Raw genomic sequence first — 25,984 nt, 5'->3', positions numbered from 1 at the left:
CGGGCCCCGCGGCTCGGGTCGCTGGTCACTCCCGGGGCGCTGGTCACCCTGGCCGCCCTGCTCATGGTGGCGGCCACGCTGGTTCCCCTGGGCTACATCGTCTCCACCCTCGTCTCCACCGGGTGGGACGAGACCATGCGGTTGATCTTCCGGCCGCGCGTCGGCGAATTGCTGCGCAACACCGCCGAATTGGTGCTGCTGACCGTGCCGATCTGCGTCACCCTCGGGATCGGGCTGGCCTGGATCGTGGAGCGCACCGACGTGCCCGGCGCGGCCTGGTGGGGGCCGATCTTCGCGGCGCCGCTGGCGGTTCCGGCGTTCGTCAACAGCTACGGCTGGGTGAGCGCCGTCCCGTCGCTGCACGGGCTGTGGGCCGGGGTGCTGGTCGCGACGGTCTCGTACTTCCCGCTCGTCTACCTGCCGGTCGCCGCCACGCTGCGGCGGCTGGATCCCGCGGTGGAGGAGTCGGCTCGGGCCCTGGGCTCCGGGCCGTTCGCTGTTTTCGCGCGCGTGGTGCTGCCGCAGCTGCGACTGGCGATTCTCGGTGGCGCACTGCTGATCTCGCTGCATCTGCTGGCCGAGTACGGCGCGTTCGCCATGATCCGCTTCGACACCTTCACCACCGCCATCTTCGAGCAGTACCAGTCGAGCTTCGCCGGGCCGGCGGGCAGCACGCTGTCGGGCGTGCTGGTGCTGCTGTGCCTGCTGCTGCTGGCCGGTGAGGCCGGGGTGCGCGGACGGGCCCGCTACGCGCGCATCGGCGGCGGCGCGCAACGGTCGGCGCACCGAATCCGGCTGCGGCTCGGCAAGATTCCGATGTTCGTGCTGCTGGCCGGGGCGCTGGCCGCCACCCTGGGCGTGCCGCTGTGGACCATCGGGCGCTGGCTGCGGATCGGCGGCGCGGCGGTGTGGGACACCGGCGAGATCGGCGCGTCCCTGGGCCAGACCCTCGGATTGGCCGCCGCCGCGGCGGCCATCACCACGCTGTGCGCGTTCCCGGTGGCCTGGATCGCGGTGCGCTCCACCTCCCGGTTCGCGCGAATCATCGAGGGCGCCAACTACATCACCAGCTCGCTGCCCGGCATCGTGATCGCGCTGGCGCTGGTGACGGTGTCCATTCGCTGGCTGCCCGGTCTCTATCAGACCGCCGCCACCATCCTGGCCGCCTACACGCTGATGTTCATGCCGCGCGCGCTGGTGAGCGTGCGGGCCGGGCTCGCCCAGGTGCCGGTGGGGCTGGAGGAGGCGTCGCAGGCGCTCGGAATCGCCCCCGCCGCAACGTTTTTCCGGGTCACGCTGCGGCTCACCGCACCGGCCGCGGCCGCGGCGGCGGCCATGGTGTTCGTGGCCGTGGCCACCGAGCTGACCGCCACGCTGCTGCTGGCTCCCAACGGAACCCGCACCCTCGCCATGCAGTTCTGGCAGCTGTCGGGCGAATTGGACTACGCGGCCGCGGCGCCCTACGCGCTGATCATGATCCTCGTGTCGGTGCCGGTCACCTATCTGCTGTTCACGCAATCCAGGAAGGCGGCGGGACTGTGAGTCGGCTTGTCGTAGAACAGGTTTCCAAGACCTTCGGCCAGGCGCCGGTGCTCGACGGCATCGGGCTCGACGTCGCCGACGGCAGCGCCACCGCGGTGGTCGGCTCCTCCGGCTGCGGCAAGACCACCCTGCTGCGGGTGATCGCCGGATTCGAGAACCCCGACGCCGGGCAGGTCTCGATCGGCGGGGAAACCGTTACCCGGCAAGGGTTCTCGGTGCCGCCGCATCGCCGCCGGATCGGGTACGTGGCCCAGGACGGCGCGCTGTTTCCGCATTTGACCGTCGGCCAGAACATCGCCTACGGACTGGGCGGATGGAACGGCCGCCGCCGGCATCGGCAGCGCATCGCGGAACTGCTGGAAATGGTGTCGCTGGACGCGTCCTACGCCGAGCGCCGCCCGCATCAGCTCTCCGGCGGCCAGCAGCAGCGGGTCGCCCTGGCCCGCGCGCTGGCCCGCAAGCCCACCGTCATGCTGCTCGACGAACCCTTCAGCGCCCTCGACACCGGACTGCGGGCCGCCACCCGGCAGGCCGTCGCCGAAACCCTGCGCGCCGCGGGCATGACCAGCATCCTGGTCACCCACGACCAGGAGGAGGCGCTGTCGTTCGCCGATCAGGTGGCGGTCATGTGCTCGGGTCGCTTCACCCAGGTCGGCACCCCCGAACAGGTGTACGCGGCCCCCGCGGACCTGTTCACCGCCGGATTCCTCGGCGACACCGTGCTGCTGGACGCCACCCTCGGCAGCGAAACCGCGGAGACCGTGCTCGGCCGGATTCCGGTGCAGGCGAACGCGCCCACCGGGACGGGCGCGGTCATGCTGCGACCCGAACAGCTGCTGGCCCGCGTCTGTACCGCCGGCCATCCCGGGCAGGCGACCGTGCGCGCCCTGGAGTTCCGGGGCGCGGACGTGCTGCTCACCCTCGATCTCGACGGCCGCCCGCAACCGGTGCAGGTGCGGCGGGTCAGCGTCGGCGCGCCCGCGGTCGGCGACCGGGTCGAGCTCGAAGTCCTCGGCGCGGCAGTCGCTTTCACCGCCGCGCAGTGCGCCGCCGCCGGAATGTGACCGAACACGGTGGCGAGCACCTATATTGGCGCGGAGGCGGCATCCGCTCCGCGACGCGGCCTCGCCTTGCTCGACTCGAAGGAGACCCGGTGCGCCGCACACTGCTCGTCACGTCCGCTCTCGTCGCCGCGTGCGCCTGGGCGCCCCTCGCGGTCGCCGATCCGCCCGCCGATCCGGCGCTGAAGATCTCGGCCGTCTACGGGCCCGAACAGTTCCCGATGGCCGGGGTGGCCGCCGATATCGCGGCGTGCGGCGGCGGCGCGAGCCTCGCCACCGTCACCACGGGCACCGACGGCACCGCCGTCTACGCCGGGGCGCCCGGCTGCTATCGAGTCCAGATCAGCACGCCGACCGGTTGCGCCCTCGACGGTGACGCGGCGGTTCAGCTCACCTCCGCGCCCGGCATCATCCCCTCGGCCACCTACCGTTTCCGGTGCGCGTGAGCATGTGACGGTCTGCACTTCTCAGAATTCCCTCAGAGCAGGGCTGTTACCGTGGCCGATAGATAGCTGCTCGTTATCGCTGTAACGCGGAAGGCGTCGCATCACCGAGGGAAGGTGACGAGATGGGCGCGAAGTTCGCGTTGGCCCTGCGCCGATCCCCGCTGCCGCTCGCCCAATTCTCGGTGCCGCTCGAGGCTTCGGCGGCCCTGCTGGGCGCGGTGATCGCCGGCCTGCTGCTGATGGCCCCCCTCGATCTGGGACAGAGCGCCGAAGGCTCGGCCCTGCACCTGGATCTGATGGTGTTGAACATGCCGCGCGCCGCGGCCGCGGGCGCGGCGTTCGCGGTGGTGTCGGCGGCCCTGGTGGTCGCGCTGGGGCGGCGCAGCGCGTGGGTCGCGGCCTTCGGCAGCGCGGCGGTGCTGCTGTTCGATCACTTCTGGAATCGCGACCCGGCCACCACCGGTGCGATGACCACGTTCAACTACATCGATTCGATCTTCAGCGGCATCCTGCTCGGTGCGCTGGCGGTCGCGGTGTTCGGCAAGCCGGTGGCGACCGGCGCATACCTGATCGGCGCCCTGTCGGCGATCCTCGTCGGCGATCAGACCGCGCTGCCCGAATCGGGGCATCACAATCCGCTCATCGAATGGGCGGCCGGCGGCAGCCCGCCGATCTGGCTGGTGCTGGTGGCCGTGATCCTGCTCGCCCTCGGGGTCGCCGTGCAGCGCGCGGATCCCACGGTGGAGGAGGCGAATACGGATCTGGCGATCGGACCGATCCTCTCGGCGCTGGTGCTGGTGTCGGCGACCGCGCTGTCCACCGAATGGTTCGTGCGGCACGCGGGGACGGGCGCGCAGATCGGGGTGACGGTCGCGATCACGGTGATGGCGGCGATGGTGTCGGCGCTGCTGCTGCCCGGCCGCGAGGGCACCCTGGTGCTGTTGTCGGTGGCGATCGCCAATGCCGGCAGCGCGATCGTCGCGGTGCCGCGCCCGGATTGGAGCGCGCCCCTCCCGGTGTTCGCGGTGGTGATCGGCCTGGCCGCCGGGCGGCGCTGGCGCTCACCGTGGTCCGCGCTGACCGCGACCGCCGGTCTCGCCGTCTTCGCCGCCGCGACCGCGGACACGGCCCGCGCGCATCCGCTGCTGCCGGTGGCCGGTGTGACCCTCACCGCGCTCGTCATCGGCTACTGCTTCGGCGCGGCCGTGCCCCGGACGGCCGGCAGCGCCGTGGTGGCGGTGGCCGTGCTGATCGTGCCGTGCCTGGTGGTGGCCTTGCGCGGCAGCAGCTTCGGCCGCGTCGCCTATTCGCCCTACTGGTACCGGGATCCGGACGCCGTCACCTCGTCGTTGCCGGGCTGGATGGCGCTGGTCATCACCCTGGGGTGCGCACTGGGCCTGTCGATGTTGTGGCGCTTGCGCTCTCCGGACGATACGGCGGTAGCGGAGCCGAATCCCCTTGCCGCCGGGCTGGTTCGGCCCGCAGCCTGACTCAGCGGCCGAACCTGACTCAGCGGCCGAAGCGGGTGTCCACCCAGGCGAGCGCATCGCCGAACGACGCGTCCAGCACGCCGCGGTGATCGACACCCGGGTAGCCGCGATACTGCACCGGCTGGCCGCCGGCCGTCTCCTGCACGACCAGGGCATCGGTGGCCAGGGCGGGGACCGTGGTGTCGGCGCGACCCTGCAGGACCAGCAGGGGCTGCGTGAAAGTCAGTGTGCTGGGGTCGTTCTCGTTCAACACCCGGATCAGGGCCGAGAGGTCGCCGTCTCGGGTGAAGACGTCGTCGGCGGTCAGTCCGCCCCACGAGTCGGGTTGCCGCAACTGGCCGATGCAGCCGGTGTCGGCCTGCGTGAGCATGGATTGCGTACGCGGCGTGAGGAATCGGGCCGGATCCAGATCGGTGACGGTCTGCGCGCCGCGAACGATCAACGGCAGGAACGCCACCGCGCCGCCGGTGATCGGCGCGAGCGCGCTCGCCACTCCCGCGGTGTTGGCCAGCTGCGAAGCTTGCAGCCCGAGGCCCTGATGGGAAGCGGGAGCCAGCGCGACCGAACCCAGCAACTGCAACTCGGGAGCCCACTGCTGAGCCTGGGCATTGGCGAAAATGGCGGCCTGGCCGCCCTGCGAATGCCCCATCGCCACCCAGCGGGTGCCGATCTCCGGATCGATTTCCCGTGCGGCCCTGGCCATATCGGTGACGGCGCGCTGTTCGGCGGCGCCGATCAGATACCCGTGCGGGCCCGCGGTGCCCAGCCCCTGATAGTCGGTCTGTGCCACCGCGTACCCGGCCGCGATCCAGCGCTCCTGCACCCGCCGCACCAGTGCGGTGTAGTCGTGGGCCGGGAAATCGGGGGAGGTGTCCTGCGAGGGCGCGCACACGTCGGCGACGCCGGTGGTGCCGTGCGCCCACGAGATCAGCGGCCAGCCACCGGGCGGCGGCGTGCCGTCCGGGACCGCGAGGGTGCCCGACACCGAGACCGGATTGCCCTGCATATCGATCGAGCGGTACAGCAGCAGATAGTTGCGGGCCCCGGCGAGCGCGGGATCGCTTGTGAGCGGCCGCAATTGGATGACCGAACCGTGCGCCCCCGCCACCCGATCATCGCCCGGGTGATAGAACGCCGCGGGCGCGGTCTCGTCCGGTCCCACCGGGGTGGCGTGGACCGGCGCGGCCAGGCTCACCCCCGCGATCACGGCCAGCGCGGCCGTACACCCACCGGCGAGCCGCCGGGGAACACGTCGCTGCGGCAGTTGTGCACGGGCACTCTCGTTCTCGGACACCCTTCCGAACATACCGGTCCGTCACCGTTTCACTCTGCAAGGCAGGGCCGGTGCCCCGGCGCGCGCGGTGCCCGGTTTCCTCCTGCAGAACCGGGCACCACGACGCGACCACCACCCTCGCGCGCCGTGTCGCGGGCCGGGACGCGAATCCCGCACGATGGCACGATAAGTCGGTTCCCGAGCGATCGCGGGGCACCGAACGTCATATCGGAGCGCGGCGGCCGGACACCTCGACGGCACACCTGAGGCACGAACGAGTAAGGCCCCGACCGTCATTCACGGTCGGGGCCTTGCGCTGTGCCCTCGGCAGGATTCGAACCTGCGGCCTTCTGCTCCGGAGGCAGACGCTCTATCCCCTGAGCTACGAGGGCGGGGATGGTCCCGTCCGGTCTCCCGGTCGGGCTGGGAAAGCGTATCGCATCGGGTGCGCTGCGCCAAAAACCAACACGGACCGGGCGTTTTCACGCCCGGCCGGTGGTGATCAGTTCATCGGCAGCGGGGAGACGTGGCGGTCGGCGAGCATCTGGGTCATCAGATCGGCTTCGCTCTTCTGGGTCTTGGCCATGCTCTGGGCCAGCGAGCGCACCGCGTCGGTGTCCGCGCGCTGGGCCGCGTACTCGATCATCGGCATGCCGCCCTGATGGTGGCGCAGCATGAGTTGCAGGAACAGGGTGTCCAGCGCGGTGCCGGTGGCCTGGCCGAGGGCGGCCATCTCCTGATCGGTCGCCATGCCGGGCATGGTCTGCACCGCGCCCATGTGCATGGCGGTGCCCGAATGCTCGTGCGCGGACATGTCGGTCATCCAGCCCATGTAGCCGTCGGGCGCGATGAACGGCTCGTTCCACTGCTGCAGCCAGCCCTGCATGCGGCCCGCCTGATTGGCCTGCGTGGTGAGGATGTCGTAGGCCAGGCGCTTCACCGCCGGATCGGTGGACCCGGACAGCGCGATGCCCGACATCTGGACGGCCTGCGCGTGATGCACCGACATGTCCTGGGAGAAGCCGACATCCACCGCGCCCGGGGTCTCGGGGGTGGTGTGCATGGCATTGCTGACCAGCAGGCCGCCCAGGAAGCCGGCCAGCAGCACCCCGACCACGGCCAGGATCAGCAGCAGCGGCCGCTGGTTGCGGCGCGGCTGCTGGACGGGCTCGGCGGCGGGATCGGGCTCGGAGCTGCGATCGGGTACGTCGGACATGAACGGCGGCATTACTGGGTCGGAGCCGGCTGCTCCGGCTGCGTCGGGGCGTCGGTCTGGGCGTCGGGCGCGGGAATCGTCGGGACGCCGCCGGGCAGGGTCGGCGTGCCGCCGGGCAGACCCGGGATACCGTTCGGCAGGCCGGGGATGCCGCCGGCGGGCATGCCGCCGGACTCGTCCTGCGCCTGGGTCGCGCCGGTGCCGCTCATCGGCACGGCGTCGGGGCCGGGCGCGCTGGCGTCGAAGGGCGGCGGGTTGTTGACGTCGAAGGTCGGGTTCGCGCAGTCCGCGCCGACCTCGGGGTAGGTGTTCTGGTTCAGCCGCAGCGCGGTGATGAACTGCTTGACCCGGGCGTCATCGGCGCTGTCCAGCTTGAGCTGATGGCCCCACGACTGCAGCGAGATCGGCTTGTCCAGGCCGGGATACGGCGACATCAGCATGTAGGGGCGGCCCTTGACCGCGTGCTTCAACTCGTCGACGCCGCTGCTGCCGAGCTTGTCCGGGTTGTAGGCGATCCAGATCGCGCCGTGCTCGAGCGCGTGCACCGCGTTCTCGGTGCGAATGGCCTTGGGGTACACCACGCCGGTGCAGGCCGCCCACGAACCGTCGTGCGGGCCGCCGAAGGGCGGGGACTGGTCGTAGGCCACCCGCTGCTTGGCGGTCACGTGCATGCCGGCCGGGTATTCCTTCTTGACCACGCCCGGAATCCGGTCGGACGGATCCTTCTGCTGCGGGGAGGGCACGAACTCCTTGACGTCGGTCTGCGCCGCCGTGGTCTCGCGCCGGTCCTGGATCCGCGGCACGATCACCCAGGCGATACCGCCGATCAACGCGAGGACACAGACCACCGCGCCGATCATCAGCCACGGAACCTGCCGCTTCCCGCCCAGTTTCGCGCCGCCACCGCCCTTGCGGCTACCGGCCGACTTGCCCGCGGCCTTGATGGCCTTGGCCGACTTGGCACTGGTCTTGCTCGGCATGCTTTTTGTGCTCTCTTCGACGTGTCGGACAATCAAACGACGCGGCCGCATCGTTTGCTGGGCACCTGCCCGGTGGTGCCCGCTCGCGGCGTTCACCTGCTCAGACCATAGGATAGTGACTCGTGACTCCAGCTGACCTTGCAGATCTCCTTCGTGCTACCGCGGCGAAGGTACTTGTCGAACGCGGATCCGACCCTGCGGTCCTGCCCGACGAGGTCAAGGTGGAGCGTCCCCGCAACCCCGAGCACGGTGACTATGCCACGAATGTGGCCATGCAGGTAGGCAAGAAGGCGGGAATGAACCCCCGCGATTTCGCGACGCTGCTGGCCGAGGCGCTGGGGCAGGCCGAGGGCATCGACGCCGCCGAGGTGGCCGGACCTGGCTTTTTGAACATCCGCCTGGCCAAGGCCGCGCAGGGTGCGATCGTGGCGAAGATTCTGGACGCGGGTGCGAAGTTCGGTACCGCGGACACGCTCGCGGGCCAGAAGATCAATCTGGAATTCGTCTCCGCCAACCCGACCGGACCCATCCACCTGGGTGGAACCCGTTGGGCCGCCGTGGGTGACGCGCTGGGCCGGATCCTGTCGGCGCAGGGCGCGGACGTCACCCGCGAGTACTACTTCAACGATCACGGCGCGCAGATCGACCGATTCGCCAATTCGCTGGTCGCCGCCGCCACCGGGCAGCCGACGCCGGAGGACGGCTACGCGGGCGCGTATATCGACGACATCGCCGACACCGTGGTCCGGGCGAATCCGGGTGTGCTGGAACTCCCGGAGTCCGAGCGCCACGAGCTGTTCCGGCGCGAGGGCGTCGAGCTGATGTTCGCGCAGATCAAGCAGAACCTGCACGAGTTCGGCGTCGACTTCGACGTGTACTTCAACGAGAGCTCGCTGTTCGCCTCGGGCGCGGTGGACAAGGCCATCGCGACGCTCAAGGAGTCGGGCAAGCTCTACGAGAAGGACGGCGCCTGGTGGATCGCCTCCACCGAGTACGGCGACGACAAGGACCGCGTCGTCATCAAGAGCGACGGCAAGTCCGCCTACATCGGCGGTGACATCGCCTACTTCCAGAACAAGCGCTCGCGCGGGTTCGACCTGTGCATCTACATGCTGGGCGCGGACCACCACGGCTACATCGGCCGGCTCAAGGCCGCCGCGGCGGCGTTCGGGGACGATCCGGACACCGTCGAGGTGCTCATCGGGCAGATGGTGAACCTGGTCAAAGACGGTGCCGCCGTGCGGATGTCGAAGCGGGCGGGCACCGTGGTCACCCTCGACGATCTGGTCGAGCAGATCGGTATCGACGCGGCCCGCTACTCGCTGGTGCGGTCCTCGGTGAACTCCAGCATCGACATCGATCTGGATCTGTGGACCCGGACCGACAACGAGAACCCCGTCTACTACGTGCAGTACGCGCACTCGCGCACGAATCAGATCATCGGGAACTCGGCTGCCTTCGACTACGCGTCCGTGACACCGGATTTCTCGCTGCTCACCTCGGATCGAGAGGGCGAGTTGATCCGGACCCTCGGTGAATACCCGCGCGTGCTGGCCACCGCCGCCGAGATGCGGGAGCCGCATCGGGTCGTGCGCTACCTCGAAGAACTGGCCGGTGCTTGGCATCCCTTCCAGTCCGACAAGACGCTGCGCGTCATTCCGCAGGGTGACGACGAAGTCAGCCCGATCAATGCCGCCCGCCTCGAGCTGGCCAAAGCCACCCGTCAGGTTCTCGCCAACGGTCTCGGCCTGCTAGGCGTCTCTGCCCCGGAGCGTATGTAAATGAGTGCCCACCCCGCCGGACCCCGCCACGCGGACATCCCGCACGCCCCCACCCTGGCGGAGCGCCCCAGCGCGCCCGCGCAGATGATCGAGCTGCCCGCGAACGTGTGGCCGCGCAACGCCTCTCGCGACGCCGACGGGGTGGTGCGGCTGGCCGGTGTGCCGGTGCACGAGCTGGCCGCCGAATTCGGCACCCCGCTGTTCGTCATCGACGAGGACGACTTCCGTTCTCGCTGCCGGGACATGGTGCGCGCCTTCGGCGCCGGCGCGCGCGTCCACTACGCCTCCAAGGCTTTCCTGTGCGGCGAGATCGCGCGCTGGATTCGCGACGAGGGCCTGCACCTGGACGTCTGCTCCGGCGGTGAGCTGGCCGTCGCGCTGCACGCCGGCTTCCCGGCCGAGCGAATCGCGCTGCACGGCAACAACAAATCGGTGCCCGAGCTGGAGATGGCGGTCGCGGCCGGCGTCGGCGACGTGGTCGTCGACTCGCTGATCGAGATCGAGCGGCTCGAGGCCGTGGCCAAGCGCGCCGGCAAGGTGGCGGACGTGCTGGTGCGCGTCACCGTCGGCGTGGAAGCCCATACCCACGAATACATCTCGACCGCGCACGAGGATCAGAAGTTCGGCTTCTCGATCGCCAGCGGCGATGCCATGCAGGCCATCGCCCGGGTCTTCGAATCCGACAACCTGCGCCTGGTCGGCCTGCACTCGCACATCGGCTCGCAGATCTTCGAGATCGACGGCTTCGAGATCTCCACCCGCCGCATGCTGGGCCTGCTGCGCGAGGTCGCCGACAAGTTCGGCGCGGACCGCGCCGCCCAGGTCAAGGTGCTGGATCTCGGTGGCGGCCTTGGTATTTCGTATCTGCCGCACGAGGATCCGCCGGCCCTGGCCGACTTCGCGGCCAACCTGCGCCGCATTGTCGCCGAGGAGGCCGAGCGGGCGGGGCTGCCGGTGCCGACCATCGCGGTCGAGCCGGGCCGCGCCATCGCGGGTCCCGGCACCGTCACCCTCTACGAGGTGGGCACCATCAAAGATGTTGTGCTCGACGGCGGTAATCGCCGACGCTATGTCAGCGTCGACGGCGGCATGAGCGACAACATCCGTCCGGCCCTGTACCAGGCCGAGTACGACTGCCGGTTGGTCTCGCGCTCCAGCGAGGCCGGTCCGGTGGTGGCTCGCGTGGTCGGAAAGCATTGCGAGAGCGGGGATATCGTCATCCGCGATACCTGGCTCCCGGCCGATGTGGGCCCGGGCGATTTGGTGGCGGTCGCGGCTACCGGCGCGTACTGCTACTCGATGTCGAGCCGCTACAACCTGCTCACCCGGCCCGCCGTGGTCGCGGTGCGGGATGGCAAGGCGCGCTCGATTCTTCGCCGTGAAACGGTGGAGGACCTACTGAGCTTGGAGGTGAAGGCATGACCGAGAACAAAGTTGGCGTGTGGGGACAGGATCACCCCATTGGCGTCGCCGTCCTCGGCATGGGCACGGTCGGCACGGAGGTGGTGCGCATCATTCGCGACCACGCCGACGACCTGTGCAACCGGGTCGGCGCGCCCGTGGTGTTGCGCGGCGTCGCCGTGCGCGACCTGACCAAGGACCGCGGCCTGTCCGCCGACCTGCTCACCACCGATGCCGAAACCCTGGTCACCCGTGACGATGTCGACATCGTCGTCGAGGTGATGGGTGGCATCGACCCGGCGCGCGCCCTCATCTCCGCGGCCCTCAATGCCGGCAAGTCCGTGGTCACCGCCAACAAGGCGCTGCTGGCCGACTACACCGGCGAACTAGCCGCCGCGGCCGAAAACCACCGCGCCGACCTGTATTTCGAGGCCGCCGTGGCCGGCGCCATCCCGGTGATCCGCCCGCTGATCCAGTCGCTGTCGGGTGACCGGGTCAACCGCGTGGTGGGAATCGTCAACGGCACCACCAACTTCATCCTCTCGGCCATGGCCGAGACCGGCGCGGACTACGACGACGTGCTGGCCGAGGCCACCCGCCTGGGCTACGCCGAGGCCGACCCGACCGCCGACGTCGAGGGCTACGACGCCGCCGCCAAGGCCGCCATCCTGGCCTCGGTCGCCTTCCACACCCGCGTCACCTCCGGCGATGTCTACCGCGAGGGCATCTCCAAGATCACCTCCGAGGATCTGGAGACCGCCGCGGCCGTGGGCTGCACGGTGAAGCTGCTGGCCATGGCCGAGCGCGTCACCGACGAGGACGGCAAGGACAAGGTCTCCGTCCGCGTCTACCCGGCCCTCATCCCGCGCAAGCACCCGCTGGCCGCGGTCAGCGGCGCGTTCAACGCCGTGGTCGTGGAGGCCGAGAACGCCGGCCGGCTGATGTTCTACGGTCAGGGCGCGGGCGGCGCGCCGACCGCCTCGGCCGTCATGGGTGATCTGGTGATGGCGGCGCGCAACAAGTTCTTCGGCGGCCGCGCTCCGGGCGAATCGGTCTATGCTGAGCTGCCGATCGCTTCGATCGGCGACACCCCGACCCGCTACCACGTGAACCTGCAGGTAGCCGACCGCACCGGTGTGCTGGAAGCGGTCGCGGGTGAATTCGCCAAACATCATGTGAGCATCTCGACGGTCCGCCAGGAGGGCTCGAACGCGGGTGCGCGCCTGGTCGTGGTGACCCACCACGCGCAGGAATCCGCGCTGGCGGATACCGTTGCCGCGTTGGCCGAATTGGACTCCGTCACGTCCGTGACCAGTGTTCTGAGATTGGAAGGCACCGAGGAATGAGTGCAACAGCACGCGCCGCAGCCGCCGTGCATACGCCGTGGCCCGGTCTGATCGACGCCTACCGGGATCGGCTGCCGATTCCCGCCGACTGGAAGGCCGTCACTCTCTTCGAGGGCGGCACCCCGCTGGTGCCCGCGCATCACCTCTCCGAGCTCACCGGCTGCGAGGTGTATCTCAAGGTCGAGGGCGCGAACCCGACCGGTTCGTTCAAGGACCGTGGCATGACCATGGCCATGACCGACGCCAAGTACGGCGGCAAGACCGCCGTGCTGTGCGCCTCCACCGGCAACACCTCGGCCTCGGCCGCGGCGTACGCCACCCGCGCGGGCCTGCACTGCGCGGTGCTGATCCCCTCGGGCAAGATCGCCATGGGCAAGCTGGCGCAGGCGGTCATGCTGGGCGCCAAGATCATCCAGGTGGCCGGCAACTTCGACGACTGCCTCGAGCTGGCCCGCAAGGTCACCTCGGAATTCCCCGAGGTCGGCCTGGTGAACTCGGTCAACCCGGCCCGCATCGAGGGCCAGAAGACCGCGGCCTTCGAAATCGCCGACGCGCTGGGCAAGGCCCCCGATGTGCACGTGCTGCCGGTCGGCAACGCGGGCAATATCACCGCGTACTGGAAGGGCTACAGCGAGTACTACGCCGACGGCACCACCACCTCGCGCCCGCGCATGCTGGGCGTGCAGGCCGCCGGCGCCGCGCCGCTGGTCCACGGCGCCCCGGTGTCGAACCCGGAGACCGTCGCCACCGCCATCCGCATCGGTGCCCCCGCGTCCTGGAATCAGGCCGTGGCCGCCAAGGAGGAGTCGGGCGGCGCGTTCCGCGCGGCCACCGACGAGGAGATCCTGGCCGCCTACCGCCTGGTCGCGGCCAAGGAGGGCGTCTTCGTGGAACCCGCCTCCGCCGCGTCGGTCGCCGGTCTGCTGGCCGCGCGCGCCGAGGGCTGGCTGGACGCCGGGCTGACCGTGGTCTGCACGGTGACCGGCAACGGTCTCAAGGATCCGGACAACGCCCTCAAGGGCATGCCCGAGGTCAAGCCCATCGCGGTCGACCCGGTCGCCGTGGCCCACGAACTCGAGCTGGCCTGAGTTGACCTCGCGCGACGCTCAACTCCGCTCTCGAGCGCAGCGAGAGAGCCATGACACAGCCGCTTCGCGGTCCGTCGGTGCCGAGCGCCAGCGAGGTACCGGCGGGACGCGGACGCTGCCCGCCGGAATCTCCGTCACCGTGCGGGTTCCGGCGTCCAGCGCCAATCTGGGGCCGGGTTTCGATTCCCTGGGAATCGCTTTGGGGCTCTACGACGAGATCGTGGTGTCCACCACGGACTCCGGTCTCACCATCCGGGTCGAGGGGGAGGGCGCCGACGACGTGCCTTGGGGCCCTTCGCATCTGGTGGTGCGGGCCATCGAACGCGGCCTGCAGGCCGCGGGCGTCTGGGCGGACGGCCTGGACGTGGTGTGCCGCAACGTGATTCCGCATTCCCGGGGCATGGGTTCCTCCGCCTCGGCCGCGGTCGGCGGCCTGGCGGCCGGGCGCGGGCTGGCCGCCAAGTTCGATGCCGCCCTCGCCTACGGCGACGACGTGCTGGTGCAACTGGCCGGTGAATTCGAAGGTCACCCGGATAATTCGTCCGCCAGCATTCTGGGCGGATTCGTGGTGTGCTGGACCGAAACCGACCGTTCAGTGGACGAAAACGGCAGTGCCGACGCACATCACGCCCGTATCTACCGCGCGGCGCGCCTGGAACCGCACCCCTCCCTGCGCCCGGTGGTGCTCATTCCGGAGGAGCGTTCGGCCACCGCGCACACCCGCGGCCTGCTCCCGGAGACCGTCCCGCACGTCGACGCGGCCTTCAACGCCAGCCGCGCCGCGCTGGCGGTAGTCGCCTTGACGCAACGCCCCGACCTGCTGCTTCCCGCCACGGCGGACCGGCTACATCAGGGCTACCGCGCCTCGGCGCTGCCGTTGACCACCAAGTGGGTGGAACGGCTGCGCGCGGCGGGCATCGCGGCCACCGTGTCGGGCGCGGGACCGACCGTGTTGGCCTTCACGACCAGCGAATTCCCCGAAGAACTGCGCGAACTCGCGATCGCGGACGGTATGCGCGTCCTCGAGCCGGGCATCGCCGGCGGCGTATTGGTGGATTGACCGCGCGCCTGCCTTGCCGATGCAAAAGGTGAGAGCTATCCTGGGCGAGTCCGTACATCGTGCGCGTCAGACGCCGGTGCTTCATCAGGGCAAATCGCTCCAGAGGCTCCTTGCTCAGGCTCGAGGCTCGAGTCTCGAAACTTGGGGGTAGCCAGTCAACTGGAATGATCTCTCCCACCTGGTGGTTCGATAACCACAGCTCTCGGTGGCGGAGCCCACGTGGTGGCGACCCCACCGGCCCGGCGGGACAGGCGATACGGCATCCGAGTTCGGCACGAGACCGGACTGCAGGAGGAACCCTCGAACAGGCACACGGCGGTCGAGGGAAGGAAAGGATTTCCGTGACAGATACGGACCTGCTCGCGACACCCGGGACGGATAGCGATTCAGCGTCCTCGGGTAGCCGCGAAAGTGACTCCGGACAGATTTCGAAGATGAGCGAACAAACTGACGTCGCACGATCGGGGCTGACTGGAATGTTGTTGCCGCAGTTGCGTGCGCTTGCGGGAGAGCTCGGTATCCGAGGCACTTCCGGGATGCGTAAGGGTGATCTCATCGCCGCCATCAAGGAGAACCAGTCCGGCGGTGCTGCCAAGCCGGTCACCGGCAAGGCCACGCGGAACTCGAAGGCCAAGGCCGACGACGCGCCGAACGGTGGGGAGTCCGCGTCGGCTGTCGCCGGCGGCGAGGGGAAGAAGGCCGCTCCGGTCGCCGAGTCGGCTCCGGCCGCGGCCGAGGCGAAGGCGGAGGCTCCGGCCCACCGCGCGCAGCAGGCCGAAGCGCGCCAAAACGCTTCGGCCACGCGCGAATCCAAGCGTGAAGAGGGTGAGGGCGCCCGCGCCGAGGGGACCGAGTCCGACTCGCCGCAGGACGGCCGGGACGGTGGCCAGCGCGGCCGCGGTCGCCAGCGCCGGGGCCGCGAGCAGCGCGGCGCCGCCAACGCCGAGACCACCACCGCCGAGGCTCCCGCCGCCGACAAGGGCGAGCAGGAGGGCGGCGAGCGCCGTCGCGATCGCAATCAGGGCGACCGCAATCAGGGTGACCGTAACCAGGGCGAGCGCAACAACCAGCGCAACGACCGCGGTGAGCGGAACCAGAACGGCGGCCAGCAGAACCAGAACGGCACCGGCCGCGCCAACCAGCGCGATGCCCGCGACGATGACGACGAGGAAGGCGGCCGCGGCCGCCGCGGTCGCCGTTTCCGTGAGCGTCGCCGGGGCCGGGACCGCGAGGGCGGCACCGGTGGCGGTGGCGAGGCCCGCGAGATGGAGATCCGCGACGACGACGTCCTGCAGCCGGTCGCCGGCATCCTCGACGTCCTCGACAACTACGCGTTCGTGCGCACCTCCGGCTACCTGGCCGGCCCGAACGACGTGTACGTGTCGATGAACCTGGTCCGCAAGAACGGCCTGCGCCGCGGTGACGCCATCACCGGCGCGGTGCGCGCCCCGCGCGACGGCGACCAGTCCAACCAGCGTCAGAAGTTCGATCCGCTGGTGCGGCTGGACACGGTCAACGGCACCGATGTCGAAAGTGCCCGCCGCCGTCCGGAATTCAACAAGCTGACCCCGCTGTACCCGAACCAGCGCCTGCGGCTGGAGACCCAGCCCAACAAGCTGACCACGCGCATCATCGATCTGATCATGCCGATCGGTAAGGGTCAGCGCGCGCTGATCGTGTCCCCGCCCAAGGCCGGTAAGACCACGATCATGCAGGACATCGCGAACGCGATCTCGGTCAACAACCCCGAGTGCTACCTGATGGTGGTGCTGGTGGACGAGCGTCCCGAGGAAGTGACCGATATGCAGCGCTCCGTGCGCGGCGAGGTCATCGCCTCCACCTTCGACCGGCCGCCGAGCGATCACACCTCCGTCGCCGAGCTCGCCATCGAGCGGGCCAAGCGGCTCGTGGAGCAGGGCCAGGACGTCGTCGTGCTGCTCGACTCGATCACCCGATTGGGCCGCGCGTACAACAACTCCTCGCCGGCCTCGGGCCGAATCCTTTCCGGTGGTGTGGATTCCACCGCGCTGTACCCGCCCAAGCGGTTCCTCGGCGCGGCCCGCAATATCGAGAACGGCGGCTCGCTCACCATCATCGCCACCGCGATGGTGGAGACCGGCTCCACCGGTGACACGGTCATCTTCGAGGAGTTCAAGGGCACCGGCAACGCCGAGCTCAAGCTCGATCGCAAGATCGCCGAGCGCCGCGTGTTCCCGGCGGTCGACGTCAACCCGTCCGGCACCCGCCGCGACGATCTGCTGATGTCGCCCGACGAGGCCGCGGTGCTGCACAAGCTGCGCCGCGTGCTCTCCGGCCTGGATTCACATCAGGCCATCGACCTGCTGGTCGACCGGCTCAAGAAGACCAAGAGCAATGTCGAGTTCCTGATGACGGTCTCCAAGACCGCCCCCAACGCGCTCGACGAGTGAGATGGCGCGACGCGCGAGTGATCGTGTAGCGCAACGCTGTTGACGACGGCCCCGCTTCGGCGGGGCCGTTGCCATTGGTCCGGGGCGGGGGCGAAGAAGGCCAGCCCGATCGCGGCCGCGCCGAGGATCATGACGGCCAGGATGGTCGCGGTCACGGCGCCGGAGACAGTCGGCGCCGTGACCGCGGTGTAGGCGAGGGTGGCGTCCCCCCGCGGTGGGTGTGGGGTCGGGTTCAGGGTCCCCACCGCGTTGCCGGACTCTCCGGGAGCCAGCCACCAGCCCACGACCACCAGCAGTGCCAGCGTCACCAGGACCCCGCCCGCGACGAGTTCCGCGCGCCGCCGGTGTGCCCTCCCGGCTTCGGCGTGCGCGGAGGCGGGGGATAGACCCCCGGTCGTCGCGTCCTTCCTGGTCACCGCTGTCCTCTCGATCGTCGTGGGACTCTCACCTGGACAAACTCTATGAACACGGATGTTCGTATTCTTGAGTAGCGCGCTACTCGACTTCCAGCGTCACTCGAGCGGGGCGAATACGCGTGCCCGTAGTTTCTGGGGGTGACCGCGGGGAACAAACCGGACGTACCTGGGGTTGAAGCCGCTGGAACCCCTCGCGGCGGCTACCTGGTGACCACCGCATATACTGTTCCGTCGGCAACCATGCCTAGTCGGTTTTGGTTCACGTCTCGCATCGGCCAGGCGACCCAAAGCCTTTCGAAAGGACACCCATGAAGGCAGGAATTCACCCCACGTACGTGGACACCACGGTCGTGTGCGGCTGCGGCAACACCTTCCAGACCAAGAGCACCAAGGAGTCGGGCCAGATCACGGTCGAGGTCTGCTCCCAGTGCCACCCGTTCTACACGGGCAAGCAGAAGATTCTGGACACCGGTGGCCGCGTGGCTCGCTTCGAGGCTCGCTACGGCAAGCGCGCCCCCAAGGCCGCCAAGTAGCTGTCCCGCCGACGCCCGTCCCGCACCTCGCGGGTCGGGCGTCGGTGTTTAATTGCCTCCGCTTCGCTCCGGCTGTTCGCGGCCCTGCAAGCTCGATTCTTCCCTCCTCCGCTCCTCCGCTTCGCTCCCCCGCTCCGTCAGTCCAGAATCGAGCCGGGCCGCGAACCTCGGGCGGTACACCTTGAAGGAGCTCTCGCGCCATGGCCGACAAGTCCGCGGCCCCGTCCGCCATCGATGACATCCTCGCCGAATATGCGGGGCTGGAATCTCAGCTCGCCGACCCTTCGCTGCACAATGATCCGGGTGCGGCCCGTCGCGTCGGCAAGCGCTTCGCCGAGCTCGGTCCGATCATGGCCACCTACAACAAGCTGAAGACCGCGCGCGAGGATCTGGCCGCCGCGCAGGAGCTGGCCGCCGACGACGCGTCCTTCGCCGCCGAGGTGCCCGGCTTGCAGGCGCAGGTGGAGGAGCTGGACAAGCAGCTCACCGATCTGCTCGCGCCGCGCGACCCGCACGACGGCGACGATGTCATCCTCGAGGTGAAATCCGGTGAGGGCGGCGAGGAGTCGGCGCTGTTCGCCTCCGATCTGGCCCGCATGTACCTGCGCTACGCGGAGCGGCACGGCTGGAAGGTCGAGGTGCTCGGCGTCACCTACTCCGATCTGGACGGGTACAAGGACGCCAGCTTCTCCATCAAGAGCAAGGAAGCCAGCCGCGACGGCGTGTGGTCCAAGCTCAAGTGGGAGGGCGGCGTGCACCGCGTGCAGCGCGTCCCGGTCACCGAATCCCAAGGGCGCATTCACACTTCGGCCGCGGGCGTGCTGGTGTACCCGGAGCCCGACGAGGTCGAGGAAGTCGAGATCGACGAGAAGGACCTGCGCATCGACGTCTACCGGTCCTCCGGCAAGGGCGGTCAGGGCGTCAACACCACCGACTCGGCCGTGCGCATCACCCACCTGCCGACCGGCCTGGTGGTGACCTGCCAGAACGAACGCTCCCAGCTGCAGAACAAGATTCGCGCCAAGCAGGTGCTGGCGGCGCGGCTGCAGGCCCTGGCCGAGGAGCAGGCCGACGCCGAGGCCGCCTCCGGCCGCGCCGCCCAGATTCGCACGGTGGACCGCTCCGAGCGCATCCGCACCTACAACTTCCCGGAGAACCGCATCGCCGACCACCGCATCGGTTTCAAGGCCCACAACCTCGATTCCGTCCTGGACGGCAACCTCGACGACCTGTTCACCGCCCTCGGCGAGGCCGACCGCGCCGCCCGCCTGGCCGCGGAGTAAGGGACGGCCTTGACCGATTCCGCCACGCCCGGTGTTCCGGGCGCGCGGGGTTGGCCGGGAGGCCGTTCGAGACAAGCGTTTTCGTGCGAGCATGTGCGTGGGGAGAAAGGGTTGCGAGTCATGACTCGTGCACCATTGCGGCCGGCCGTTCGAGAGGCGGTCGAGATCCTGGCCGCGGCCGGGGTGCCCAGCCCCCAGGCGGATGCGGAGCACCTCGCGGCGCATGTGCTGGGTGTGGACCGTGGCCGGTTGGCGCTGATGCCCATGCTCACTCCCGATCAGCTCGAGGAGTATCACAAGCTGGTCGCCCGGCGGGCGGAACGGGTTCCGCTGCAGCACCTTACGGGCACCGCGGCGATGGGTGAGATCGATCTGGCGGTCGGCCCGGGCGTGTTCATCCCCCGCCCGGAGACCGAGTTGATCTTCGCCTGGGCCCTGGCCCAGCTCGAACAGCTCGGCCACGCACACCAGCCGATCGTGGTCGACCTGTGCACCGGTTCCGGCGCCCTGGCCCTGGCCATCGCCCATGCCCGCCCCGACGCCCAGGTGCACGCCGTCGAACTCGACGCCGAGGCCCTGGCCTGGGCCCGCCGCAATGCCCTGCAACTGGCCGACGAGGGCGACACCCCCATCGACCTGCACGCGGGCGACGTCACCGACCCCACGATCCTCGAACATCTCGACGGCAAGGTCGACGTAGTCGTCTCGAACCCGCCCTACATCCCCGAGGATGCCGAACTCGACCCCGAGGTCGTCGACCACGACCCGCACCGCGCGCTGTTCGGCGGCCCCGACGGCCTCGACGTCATCCGCCCGATGACCGCCGTCATCGCCCGCCTGCTGCGCGAAAACGGCGCGGCCGCAGTCGAACACGACGACACCAACGGCTCCGGCGTCGCGGCCCTGTTCGCCGCCCACGGCGGCTTCACCGACATCGTCGAACACCCGGACCTGGCCGGCAAGCCCCGCTTCGTCGTCGCCCGCCGCACCGCGGGCCGCTGATCACTCGGGACTGCCCTCGACTTCCACGCCGTGCCAGAACGCGACGTGGTCCTTGATCTTCCGGGCCAGCGGGCTGGGCGTGGGGTAGTACCAGGCCGCGTCCGGGTTCTCCTTGCCGTCCACGGTGACCGTGTAATAGCTGGCCGTGCCCTTCCACGGACACCGGGTGTGGTGGTCACTGTCGGTGAAGAATTCGCGTTTGAGCGAATCCACGGGGAAATACTGATTGCCCTCGACCTCGACGGTCCGCGAGGCCTCGGCGATGACCGTTCCATTCCAGATCGCACGCATCATGAGATGCCTCCTTCGTCTGATCGGAGCCTACGGGGGCCGAGAGCTGTCGAGAGTCGATCCGTGCCAAGATGTCACCCGTGAGTACCGTCTACGACTGTGCCGATCCCGATTCCCGCGCCGCCGGCCTGAGCGCCGCGCGGAGCACGTTGAAGTCCGGTCGGCTGGCTGTCATTCCGACCGACACCCTCTACGGGATCGCCGCCGACGCGTTCGACGGTCAGGCGGTGGCCGCGCTGCTGGCCGCCAAGCGGCGGGGCCGGGATATGCCGGTGCCGGTGCTGGTCGGGTCCTGGAACACGATCGACGGCCTGGTGTTCTCGGTGCGGCCGCAGGCGCGGGAGTTGATTCGCGCGTTCTGGCCGGGCGGGCTGACTCTCGTTGTGCAGCAAGCGCCTTCGCTGGCGTGGGATCTGGGCGACGCGCGCGGCACGGTGGCGTTGCGCATGCCGTTGCATCCGGTCGCGCTGGAGCTGCTGCGCGAGGTGGGTCCGCTGGCGGTGTCGAGCGCGAACGTCTCGGGACAGCCGCCCGCCACCACCGCCGCCGAGGCGCAGGCGCAGCTGGGCGATCTGGTCGGGGTCTACCTCGACGGCGGCCCGGCCGATCACGCGGTCGCCTCGACCATCGTGGATCTGACCGCCGACACCCCGCGGATTCTGCGCGAGGGCGCGGTGCCGGCCGAGAAGCTCGCGGAGGTGCTCGGCATGTCGCCCGAGGAACTCCGCCAGGCGGGCGCGCGGTGACGGCCTGTTAGATGCTGCTGAGTCAGGGCGTATTCAGCCAGGGCGCGGTCGTCCCGCTGCGGGAGCTGCTGCTGGTGCTGCTCGTCGCCACGGTCATCGCCTACCTGTCCACGGGTGGAATCCGGGTGCTGGCCATCGCCTTCGGCGCGGTGGCCATTCCCCGCGAGCGCGATGTGCACGTGAAGCCGATTCCCCGCATGGGCGGTCTCGGCATCTACCTGGGTCTGCTGGCGGCCGTGCTGTTCGCGCACCAGCTGCCCGCCCTGCGCCGCGGATTCGACTATCCCAAGGACATTCCCGCGGTGCTGGCCGCGGCCACGCTCATCGTGCTGGTCGGCATCATCGACGACCGCTGGGGCCTGGACTGGCTGACCAAGCTGGTCGGCCAGATCACGGCCGCGGGCGTGATGGCCGTGATGGGCCTGAGCTGGGTGGCCATCTACAACCCCTTCACCAACGAGACCGTGGTGCTGGATCCGCTGCAGGGCGGTCTGGTGACCGTCGGCATCACGGTGACGGTCGTGAACGCCATGAATTTCGTGGACGGCCTGGACGGCCTGGCCGCGGGTCTCGGTTTCATCGCGGCCGTCGCGGTTTTCGTGTTCACCGTGGGTTTGCTCTACGAGGTGGGCGGCTCCACCGACACCTTTCCGCCCGCGTTGCTGGCCGCCGCGCTGGCGGGCGCGTGCCTGGGATTTCTGCCCCACAATTTCTCGCCGGCCCGGATTTTCATGGGCGACACCGGTTCCATGCTGATCGGATTGATGCTGGCCGCGGTGTCCACGGGCGCTTCGGGGCGAATTCCGCTGCAGGGATATGGCCCGCGCGACATCGTGGGTTTGCTGTCTCCGCTGTTGCTGGTGGGTGCGGTGATGTTCATTCCCGTACTTGATCTTGTTCTGGCCGTGATACGCCGAGTTCGCGCGGGTGTGAGTTTTTCCACTCCGGACAAAATGCATCTGCATCACCGTTTGCTGCAGATCGGCCATTCGCAGCGACGCGTGGTGCTGGTGATCTATCTGTGGGTCAGCGTGCTCGCATTCGGCGCGGTCGGCACCTCGTTGATCTCCGATCGCCGCATGGTGGTGCTGCTGTTCGCGGCCGGACTGGTTTTCGCGCTCATCGTCACCGCGGTGCCCTCGTGGCGGGAGCTGAAAAACAACTCGACCCGCAAACCACCCCGCGGCTCCGCCGACGAACCGCCCCTCGGTAGCGATCGGGTCGCCAGGTAGAGTCACCGTCCGTGAGCACGCCATCCGATCCCCATCCCGACGCCCCGCTGCGCGCGGCACTGCGCTACGGCATCGCCGGTTTGGCTGTGCTGGTTGTGGTTTCGGTCGTCCTCTCCTCGATCTTCGCCGGCGTGGCCGGCCTCTGGGGCGCCCTGATCGGCGCGGCCCTGGGCGGCGCGTTCATTCTCACCACCGCCGCCGCGGTGCTGTTCAGCGCGAAGATCGAATCCGGCCTGCAGGGCATCGTGCTGCTCGGCTCCTGGGTCGGAAAGCTGTTGCTGGCAGTGGTTGTCGTGGCGGTGCTCAAACAGTTCGACTTCTACGACCGCTACGCGCTGTTCTTCACGGTCATCGCCGCGCTGCTCATCGTGCTCGGCGCGGAGACGTACGGCCTTCTGCGCCAACGCGTTCCGACCGTGCGGGTGGAGCGCGACCTGTAGTTCCGGGCCCCCGTCCGGACCGGTGGCAGCACCCTTCCCCACGTGTTTCCGCCACCCCCTACGCATTGTCGTAGATAACTTGATAAACTCTTTACCTGTAGCCAACCGAATCACCAGGGGGGGTCGCCTGAGACCCGCCTGAGAGCAGGTTATGCTTACAGCCGTACCGGGCCCTTTCGGGCCACGGTTCTGCACCGTCGACGATGTCGCCGACGCGCGTACAGACGCCAGGGCGTGACTGCCACAGCTGCTGACGAACTTCGAGCCGACCTGAGTCGACCCACCAGATCGTCAATGTCCGATCGAACCGCAGGAGAAAACTATCTCCTGCGTTCCGACCACGGGAGAGAACGCTGAGCGTCACCATTTTGGCGGGCGAGTTCCACGCGCCGTCACTCAACGACTTCTTCCCTCCAGCAGTGCTGTTCGAGGGGACGCCTTTCGAGCTCGACCGTTTGATGCTCATTCGCATCGTCATGTCGGCCGTTCTCGTGATCGTCATGCTCGCGGCTTTCCGTCGCCCGCAGTTGGTTCCGCGTGGTCTGCAGAATGTCGCGGAAACCGGTCTGGTGTTCGTCAAGGAACAGATCTGTGACGAGGTGCTGGGTAAGGAATCCGGCAAGAAGTTCTTTCCGCTGATCGCGTCCATCTTCTTCACGGTGTTGTTCTTGAACTTCTCGGGTGTCATTCCGGGCCTGAACATCTCGTCGAACGCGCGTATCGGCATGCCCCTCGTGCTGGCGGTCGTCGCCTACCTCACGTTCAACTACGTGGGTATCAAGAAGTACGGCTTCTTGAAGTACATGCGCTCGTCCATCGTGGTGCCGAACGTTCCGCCCGCGCTGCACCTGCTGCTGATCCCCATCGAGTTCATCTCGACCTTCCTGCTGCGTCCGTTCACGCTGACCGTCCGTCTCATGGCGAACATGCTGGCCGGCCACATCATGTTGGTGCTGTTCTTCAGTGCCACCCAGTTCTTCCTGTTCGATGCCGTCACCTGGATGAAGGTGTTCTCGCCGTTCTCGCTGCTCGCGGGCTTCGGCTTCACACTCTTCGAACTCCTGGTCGTCTTCCTGCAGGCGTACGTGTTCGCGCTGCTGACCGCCGTCTACATCGGTCTCGCGCAGCACGCCGACTCCCACTGACCGACCGCACCGAAACCACAAACCTGCCACACACGCCGCCTCCGGCGGGTGGGCGACAGAAAGGGAATCAACACCAATGAGCAGCACCCTGACCTTCCTGGCCGAGAACGCTCCGACCGCCAAGGGCTACGGCGCCATCGGCTACGGTCTCGCCGCGATCGGCCCGGGCATCGGCGTCGGCATCGTCGTCGGTAAGGCGATCGAGGGCATCGCCCGTCAGCCCGAGCTGCAGGGCACCATCCGGACCAACATGTTCCTGGGTATCGCGTTCACCGAGGCCCTGGCGCTGATCGGTCTCGTCGCCGGCTTCATTTTCTGATTCCGGCATAAGACTAGGAATCAACGATGAACAACATTGTTTTGCTCGCGGCCGAGGAGGACATCAACCCCCTCGTCCCGAAGACCTACGACATTGTCTGGTCTGCGATTGTCTTCATCGTTATCGCCTTTGTCTTCGCCAAGTACGTCGTGCCGCGCCTGATGAAGGTGCTGAACGAGCGGACCGAGAAGATCGAGGGCGGTATCGCCAAGGCCGAGGCCGTGCAGGCCGAGGCGCAGGCCACCCTGCAGCAGTACCAGGAGCAGCTGGCCGAGGCTCGCCTCGAGGCCGCGCGGATCCGTGAGGAGGCCCGCACCCAGGGTGCGTCCATCCTGGCGGCGATGCGTGCCGATGCGCAGGCCGAGGCCGACCGCATCGTGGCCGCGGGCCACTCGCAGCTGGAGGCTCAGCGCCAGCAGATCGTGACCGAGCTGCGGTCCGAACTGGGCCGCACCGCGGTCGACCTGGCCGAGAAGATCATCGGTCAGTCGGTGGCCGACGAGGCCAAGCAGTCGGCGTCGATCGACCGGTTCCTCCAGGAACTGGACGCGAACGCCGGCATCGGGGTCGGAAGGTAACGAGCCGAAAGTGGGAAGCATGTACGCAGCGAGCCGCGAGGCGAGTTCCCGTGCGCGGGAGGCTCTTCGGTCCGCTCTGACCGGTAGCGACACCGTCGCGGCGACTACGGGCTCGGAACTGTTCGCCGTTGTCGCCGTCCTCGACGACCACCGTTCGCTGCGTGTGGCGCTCGCGGATAAGTCGGTGTCGAGTTCGGCGCGGGCCGAGCTGGCCGAACGCGTCTTCGGCGGCAAGATCAGCGGAACCACGCAGGCCGTGCTGACCACCGCGGTGGCTCAGGACTGGTCGCGGGCCCGCGATCTGGTGGACACGCTGGTCCTGCTCGGCCGCGAGGCGCTGCTGCGCGCCGCGGACGAGCGTGGCCGCCTGACCGCGGTCGAGGACGAGCTGTTCCGGCTGGGCCGCATCATCGATGACAACCCGGACCTGGAGCAGGCGCTGCAGGACTACGGCAAGCCGGCGGACACCCGGCGCGCCCTGGTGCAGCGTCTGCTCGCGGGCAAGGTCGAGGACATCACCCTGCAGCTGGTCGAACAGGCCGTGCTGCGCCACCGGGGCGATTCCGGCATGGCCATCGACGAGCTGTCCGACCTGGCGGCGTCGCTCCGGGAGCAGATCGTGGCGCACGTGCGTGCCGCGGTGGCCCTGACGCCGCAGCAGCGCGAGCACCTGGCGGCCTCGCTGCAGCGCATCTACGACAAGCCCGTCACGGTGCACGTGCAGGAGGACCCGACCTTGTTGGCCGGCGTCGTCGTGCGCGTGGGCGACGACCTGATCGACGGCAGCGCCGTCGGCCGCCTCCAGCGCTTGCGTCAGTCTCTCGCCTGAGACCGAACACGCAGAAGCGCCTTTACACACCGACATTCGAGACCACAGCGAGAGCAG

At 68.9% G+C, this 25,984-nt stretch carries 25 protein-coding genes and 1 tRNA gene; 20 read left to right on the top strand and 6 right to left on the bottom strand.

Going from position 1 to position 25,984, the window contains the following annotated elements; all coding sequences use genetic code 11:
• The first annotated feature begins 63 nt into the window (after positions 1-63).
• From D7D52_RS15095 to D7D52_RS15080, 4 genes are all read left to right on the top strand, one after another.
• Positions 64-1,542: an ABC transporter permease gene (locus tag D7D52_RS15095; RefSeq protein WP_120744131.1), complete on the top strand. Its 1,479-nt coding sequence runs from the start codon at positions 64-66 to the stop codon at positions 1,540-1,542.
• Positions 1,539-2,606: an ABC transporter ATP-binding protein gene (locus tag D7D52_RS15090; RefSeq protein ID WP_120737004.1), complete on the top strand. Its 1,068-nt coding sequence runs from the start codon at positions 1,539-1,541 to the stop codon at positions 2,604-2,606. The genes D7D52_RS15095 and D7D52_RS15090 overlap by 4 nt, the downstream gene beginning before the upstream one ends.
• Before the next feature lie 89 nt (positions 2,607-2,695).
• Positions 2,696-3,049 carry a hypothetical protein gene (locus D7D52_RS15085; protein ID WP_120737002.1) on the top strand — a complete coding sequence of 118 codons (354 nt, stop codon included), beginning with the start codon at positions 2,696-2,698 and terminating at the stop codon, positions 3,047-3,049.
• A gap of 122 nt (positions 3,050-3,171) precedes the next feature.
• Positions 3,172-4,539, top strand: a complete 1,368-nt coding sequence (locus D7D52_RS15080) for a hypothetical protein (protein ID WP_120737000.1) — start codon at positions 3,172-3,174, stop codon at positions 4,537-4,539.
• 19 nt (positions 4,540-4,558) lie between these two features.
• On the opposite strand, the gene D7D52_RS15075 is transcribed toward D7D52_RS15080, so the two are convergent.
• From D7D52_RS15075 to D7D52_RS15060, 4 genes are all read right to left on the bottom strand, one after another.
• The gene (locus D7D52_RS15075) at positions 4,559-5,833 is read right to left on the bottom strand and encodes a lipase family protein (RefSeq protein ID WP_162958323.1); all 1,275 of its coding nucleotides are present in this window, start codon (positions 5,831-5,833) and stop codon (positions 4,559-4,561) included.
• A gap of 298 nt (positions 5,834-6,131) precedes the next feature.
• Positions 6,132-6,204, bottom strand: a tRNA-Arg gene (locus tag D7D52_RS15070).
• A 110-nt stretch (positions 6,205-6,314) separates the two neighbouring features.
• Entirely contained in the window at positions 6,315-7,028 is a 714-nt protein-coding gene (locus D7D52_RS15065; RefSeq protein WP_120744130.1) for a DUF305 domain-containing protein, read from the bottom strand.
• Positions 7,029-7,039: 11 nt separating this feature from the next.
• Positions 7,040-8,008: a thioredoxin-like domain-containing protein gene (locus D7D52_RS15060; RefSeq protein WP_120736996.1), complete on the bottom strand. Its 969-nt coding sequence runs from the start codon at positions 8,006-8,008 to the stop codon at positions 7,040-7,042.
• 122 nt (positions 8,009-8,130) lie between these two features.
• Here D7D52_RS15060 and argS point away from each other — a divergent pair, with 122 nt between their 5' ends.
• The 6 genes from argS (at position 8,131) to rho (ending at position 17,113) form a co-directional block, all read left to right on the top strand.
• Positions 8,131-9,789, top strand: a complete 1,659-nt coding sequence (gene argS, locus D7D52_RS15055) for an arginine--tRNA ligase (protein ID WP_120736994.1) — start codon at positions 8,131-8,133, stop codon at positions 9,787-9,789.
• Complete coding sequence (gene lysA / locus D7D52_RS15050) at positions 9,790-11,211, top strand: diaminopimelate decarboxylase (protein ID WP_120736992.1); 1,422 nt, start codon at positions 9,790-9,792, stop codon at positions 11,209-11,211.
• A complete protein-coding gene (locus tag D7D52_RS15045) occupies positions 11,208-12,536 on the top strand; it encodes a homoserine dehydrogenase (protein ID WP_120736990.1) in 1,329 nt (442 codons plus the stop codon). Before lysA ends, D7D52_RS15045 begins: the two co-directional genes overlap by 4 nt.
• A complete protein-coding gene (gene thrC, locus D7D52_RS15040) occupies positions 12,533-13,624 on the top strand; it encodes a threonine synthase (protein ID WP_120736988.1) in 1,092 nt (363 codons plus the stop codon). The genes D7D52_RS15045 and thrC overlap by 4 nt, the downstream gene beginning before the upstream one ends.
• 139 nt (positions 13,625-13,763) lie before the next feature.
• Complete coding sequence (gene thrB / locus D7D52_RS15035; protein WP_246023873.1) at positions 13,764-14,684, top strand: homoserine kinase; 921 nt, start codon at positions 13,764-13,766, stop codon at positions 14,682-14,684.
• 341 nt (positions 14,685-15,025) lie between these two features.
• On the top strand, positions 15,026-17,113 hold the full coding sequence (gene rho, locus D7D52_RS15030; protein WP_120736986.1) for a transcription termination factor Rho: 2,088 nt from the start codon (positions 15,026-15,028) through the stop codon (positions 17,111-17,113).
• On the opposite strand, the gene D7D52_RS15025 is transcribed toward rho, so the two are convergent.
• The gene (locus D7D52_RS15025) at positions 17,011-17,529 is read right to left on the bottom strand and encodes a hypothetical protein (protein WP_120736984.1); all 519 of its coding nucleotides are present in this window, start codon (positions 17,527-17,529) and stop codon (positions 17,011-17,013) included. The genes rho and D7D52_RS15025 overlap by 103 nt on opposite strands.
• 308 nt (positions 17,530-17,837) lie before the next feature.
• Here D7D52_RS15025 and rpmE point away from each other — a divergent pair, with 308 nt between their 5' ends.
• The 3 genes from rpmE (at position 17,838) to prmC (ending at position 20,347) form a co-directional block, all read left to right on the top strand.
• The gene (gene rpmE, locus D7D52_RS15020; RefSeq protein WP_033085055.1) at positions 17,838-18,062 is read left to right on the top strand and encodes a 50S ribosomal protein L31; all 225 of its coding nucleotides are present in this window, start codon (positions 17,838-17,840) and stop codon (positions 18,060-18,062) included.
• A gap of 200 nt (positions 18,063-18,262) precedes the next feature.
• Entirely contained in the window at positions 18,263-19,345 is a 1,083-nt protein-coding gene (prfA, locus tag D7D52_RS15015) for a peptide chain release factor 1 (RefSeq protein ID WP_120736982.1), read from the top strand.
• A gap of 120 nt (positions 19,346-19,465) precedes the next feature.
• Entirely contained in the window at positions 19,466-20,347 is an 882-nt protein-coding gene (prmC, locus tag D7D52_RS15010) for a peptide chain release factor N(5)-glutamine methyltransferase (protein ID WP_120736980.1), read from the top strand.
• On the opposite strand, the gene D7D52_RS15005 is transcribed toward prmC, so the two are convergent.
• Positions 20,348-20,641 carry a DUF427 domain-containing protein gene (locus D7D52_RS15005; RefSeq protein WP_120736978.1) on the bottom strand — a complete coding sequence of 98 codons (294 nt, stop codon included), beginning with the start codon at positions 20,639-20,641 and terminating at the stop codon, positions 20,348-20,350. It lies immediately after the preceding gene.
• Between the two features lie 77 nt (positions 20,642-20,718).
• Here D7D52_RS15005 and D7D52_RS15000 point away from each other — a divergent pair, with 77 nt between their 5' ends.
• The 7 genes from D7D52_RS15000 (at position 20,719) to D7D52_RS14965 (ending at position 25,927) form a co-directional block, all read left to right on the top strand.
• On the top strand, positions 20,719-21,384 hold the full coding sequence (locus tag D7D52_RS15000) for an L-threonylcarbamoyladenylate synthase (RefSeq protein ID WP_120736976.1): 666 nt from the start codon (positions 20,719-20,721) through the stop codon (positions 21,382-21,384).
• An 11-nt stretch (positions 21,385-21,395) separates the two neighbouring features.
• Entirely contained in the window at positions 21,396-22,616 is a 1,221-nt protein-coding gene (locus tag D7D52_RS14995; protein WP_120736974.1) for an MraY family glycosyltransferase, read from the top strand.
• A gap of 11 nt (positions 22,617-22,627) precedes the next feature.
• Complete coding sequence (locus tag D7D52_RS14990) at positions 22,628-23,056, top strand: Cg1360 family ATP-synthase-associated protein (protein WP_120736972.1); 429 nt, start codon at positions 22,628-22,630, stop codon at positions 23,054-23,056.
• 365 nt (positions 23,057-23,421) lie between these two features.
• Positions 23,422-24,201 carry a F0F1 ATP synthase subunit A gene (gene atpB / locus D7D52_RS14980; RefSeq protein WP_484297968.1) on the top strand — a complete coding sequence of 260 codons (780 nt, stop codon included), beginning with the start codon at positions 23,422-23,424 and terminating at the stop codon, positions 24,199-24,201.
• A gap of 76 nt (positions 24,202-24,277) precedes the next feature.
• A complete protein-coding gene (locus D7D52_RS14975; protein WP_120736968.1) occupies positions 24,278-24,520 on the top strand; it encodes an ATP synthase F0 subunit C in 243 nt (80 codons plus the stop codon).
• A gap of 26 nt (positions 24,521-24,546) precedes the next feature.
• A complete protein-coding gene (locus D7D52_RS14970; protein WP_120736966.1) occupies positions 24,547-25,098 on the top strand; it encodes a F0F1 ATP synthase subunit B in 552 nt (183 codons plus the stop codon).
• Positions 25,099-25,117: 19 nt separating this feature from the next.
• The gene (locus D7D52_RS14965) at positions 25,118-25,927 is read left to right on the top strand and encodes a F0F1 ATP synthase subunit delta (RefSeq protein WP_120736964.1); all 810 of its coding nucleotides are present in this window, start codon (positions 25,118-25,120) and stop codon (positions 25,925-25,927) included.
• Positions 25,928-25,984 lie beyond the last annotated feature (57 nt).

Origin of the sequence: Nocardia yunnanensis (genome assembly GCF_003626895.1) — a bacterium.
Taxonomy (GTDB): domain Bacteria; phylum Actinomycetota; class Actinomycetes; order Mycobacteriales; family Mycobacteriaceae; genus Nocardia; species Nocardia yunnanensis.
The sequence above is the reverse complement of the archived record's forward strand: the minus strand, read 5'-3'. Positions and strand labels throughout refer to the sequence as shown.

Bases quoted from the DNA above. Each gene is read 5' to 3' on its own strand.
- D7D52_RS14995 (WP_120736974.1), top strand. From the start codon at position 21,396: ATGCTGCTGAGTCAGGGCGTATTCAGCCAGGGCGCGGTCGTCCCGCTG.
- D7D52_RS14975 (WP_120736968.1), top strand. From the start codon at position 24,278: ATGAGCAGCACCCTGACCTTCCTGGCCGAGAACGCTCCGACCGCCAAG.
- prfA (WP_120736982.1), top strand. From the start codon at position 18,263: ATGGCCGACAAGTCCGCGGCCCCGTCCGCCATCGATGACATCCTCGCC.
- lysA (WP_120736992.1), top strand. From the start codon at position 9,790: ATGAGTGCCCACCCCGCCGGACCCCGCCACGCGGACATCCCGCACGCC.
- D7D52_RS14970 (WP_120736966.1), top strand. From the start codon at position 24,547: ATGAACAACATTGTTTTGCTCGCGGCCGAGGAGGACATCAACCCCCTC.
- D7D52_RS15005 (WP_120736978.1), bottom strand. From the start codon at position 20,641: ATGATGCGTGCGATCTGGAATGGAACGGTCATCGCCGAGGCCTCGCGG.
- thrC (WP_120736988.1), top strand. From the start codon at position 12,533: ATGAGTGCAACAGCACGCGCCGCAGCCGCCGTGCATACGCCGTGGCCC.
- D7D52_RS15045 (WP_120736990.1), top strand. From the start codon at position 11,208: ATGACCGAGAACAAAGTTGGCGTGTGGGGACAGGATCACCCCATTGGC.
- D7D52_RS15065 (WP_120744130.1), bottom strand. From the start codon at position 7,028: ATGTCCGACGTACCCGATCGCAGCTCCGAGCCCGATCCCGCCGCCGAG.
- D7D52_RS14965 (WP_120736964.1), top strand. From the start codon at position 25,118: ATGTACGCAGCGAGCCGCGAGGCGAGTTCCCGTGCGCGGGAGGCTCTT.
- D7D52_RS15080 (WP_120737000.1), top strand. From the start codon at position 3,172: ATGGGCGCGAAGTTCGCGTTGGCCCTGCGCCGATCCCCGCTGCCGCTC.
- prmC (WP_120736980.1), top strand. From the start codon at position 19,466: ATGACTCGTGCACCATTGCGGCCGGCCGTTCGAGAGGCGGTCGAGATC.
- rpmE (WP_033085055.1), top strand. From the start codon at position 17,838: ATGAAGGCAGGAATTCACCCCACGTACGTGGACACCACGGTCGTGTGC.
- D7D52_RS15060 (WP_120736996.1), bottom strand. From the start codon at position 8,008: ATGCCGAGCAAGACCAGTGCCAAGTCGGCCAAGGCCATCAAGGCCGCG.
- D7D52_RS15095 (WP_120744131.1), top strand. From the start codon at position 64: ATGGTGGCGGCCACGCTGGTTCCCCTGGGCTACATCGTCTCCACCCTC.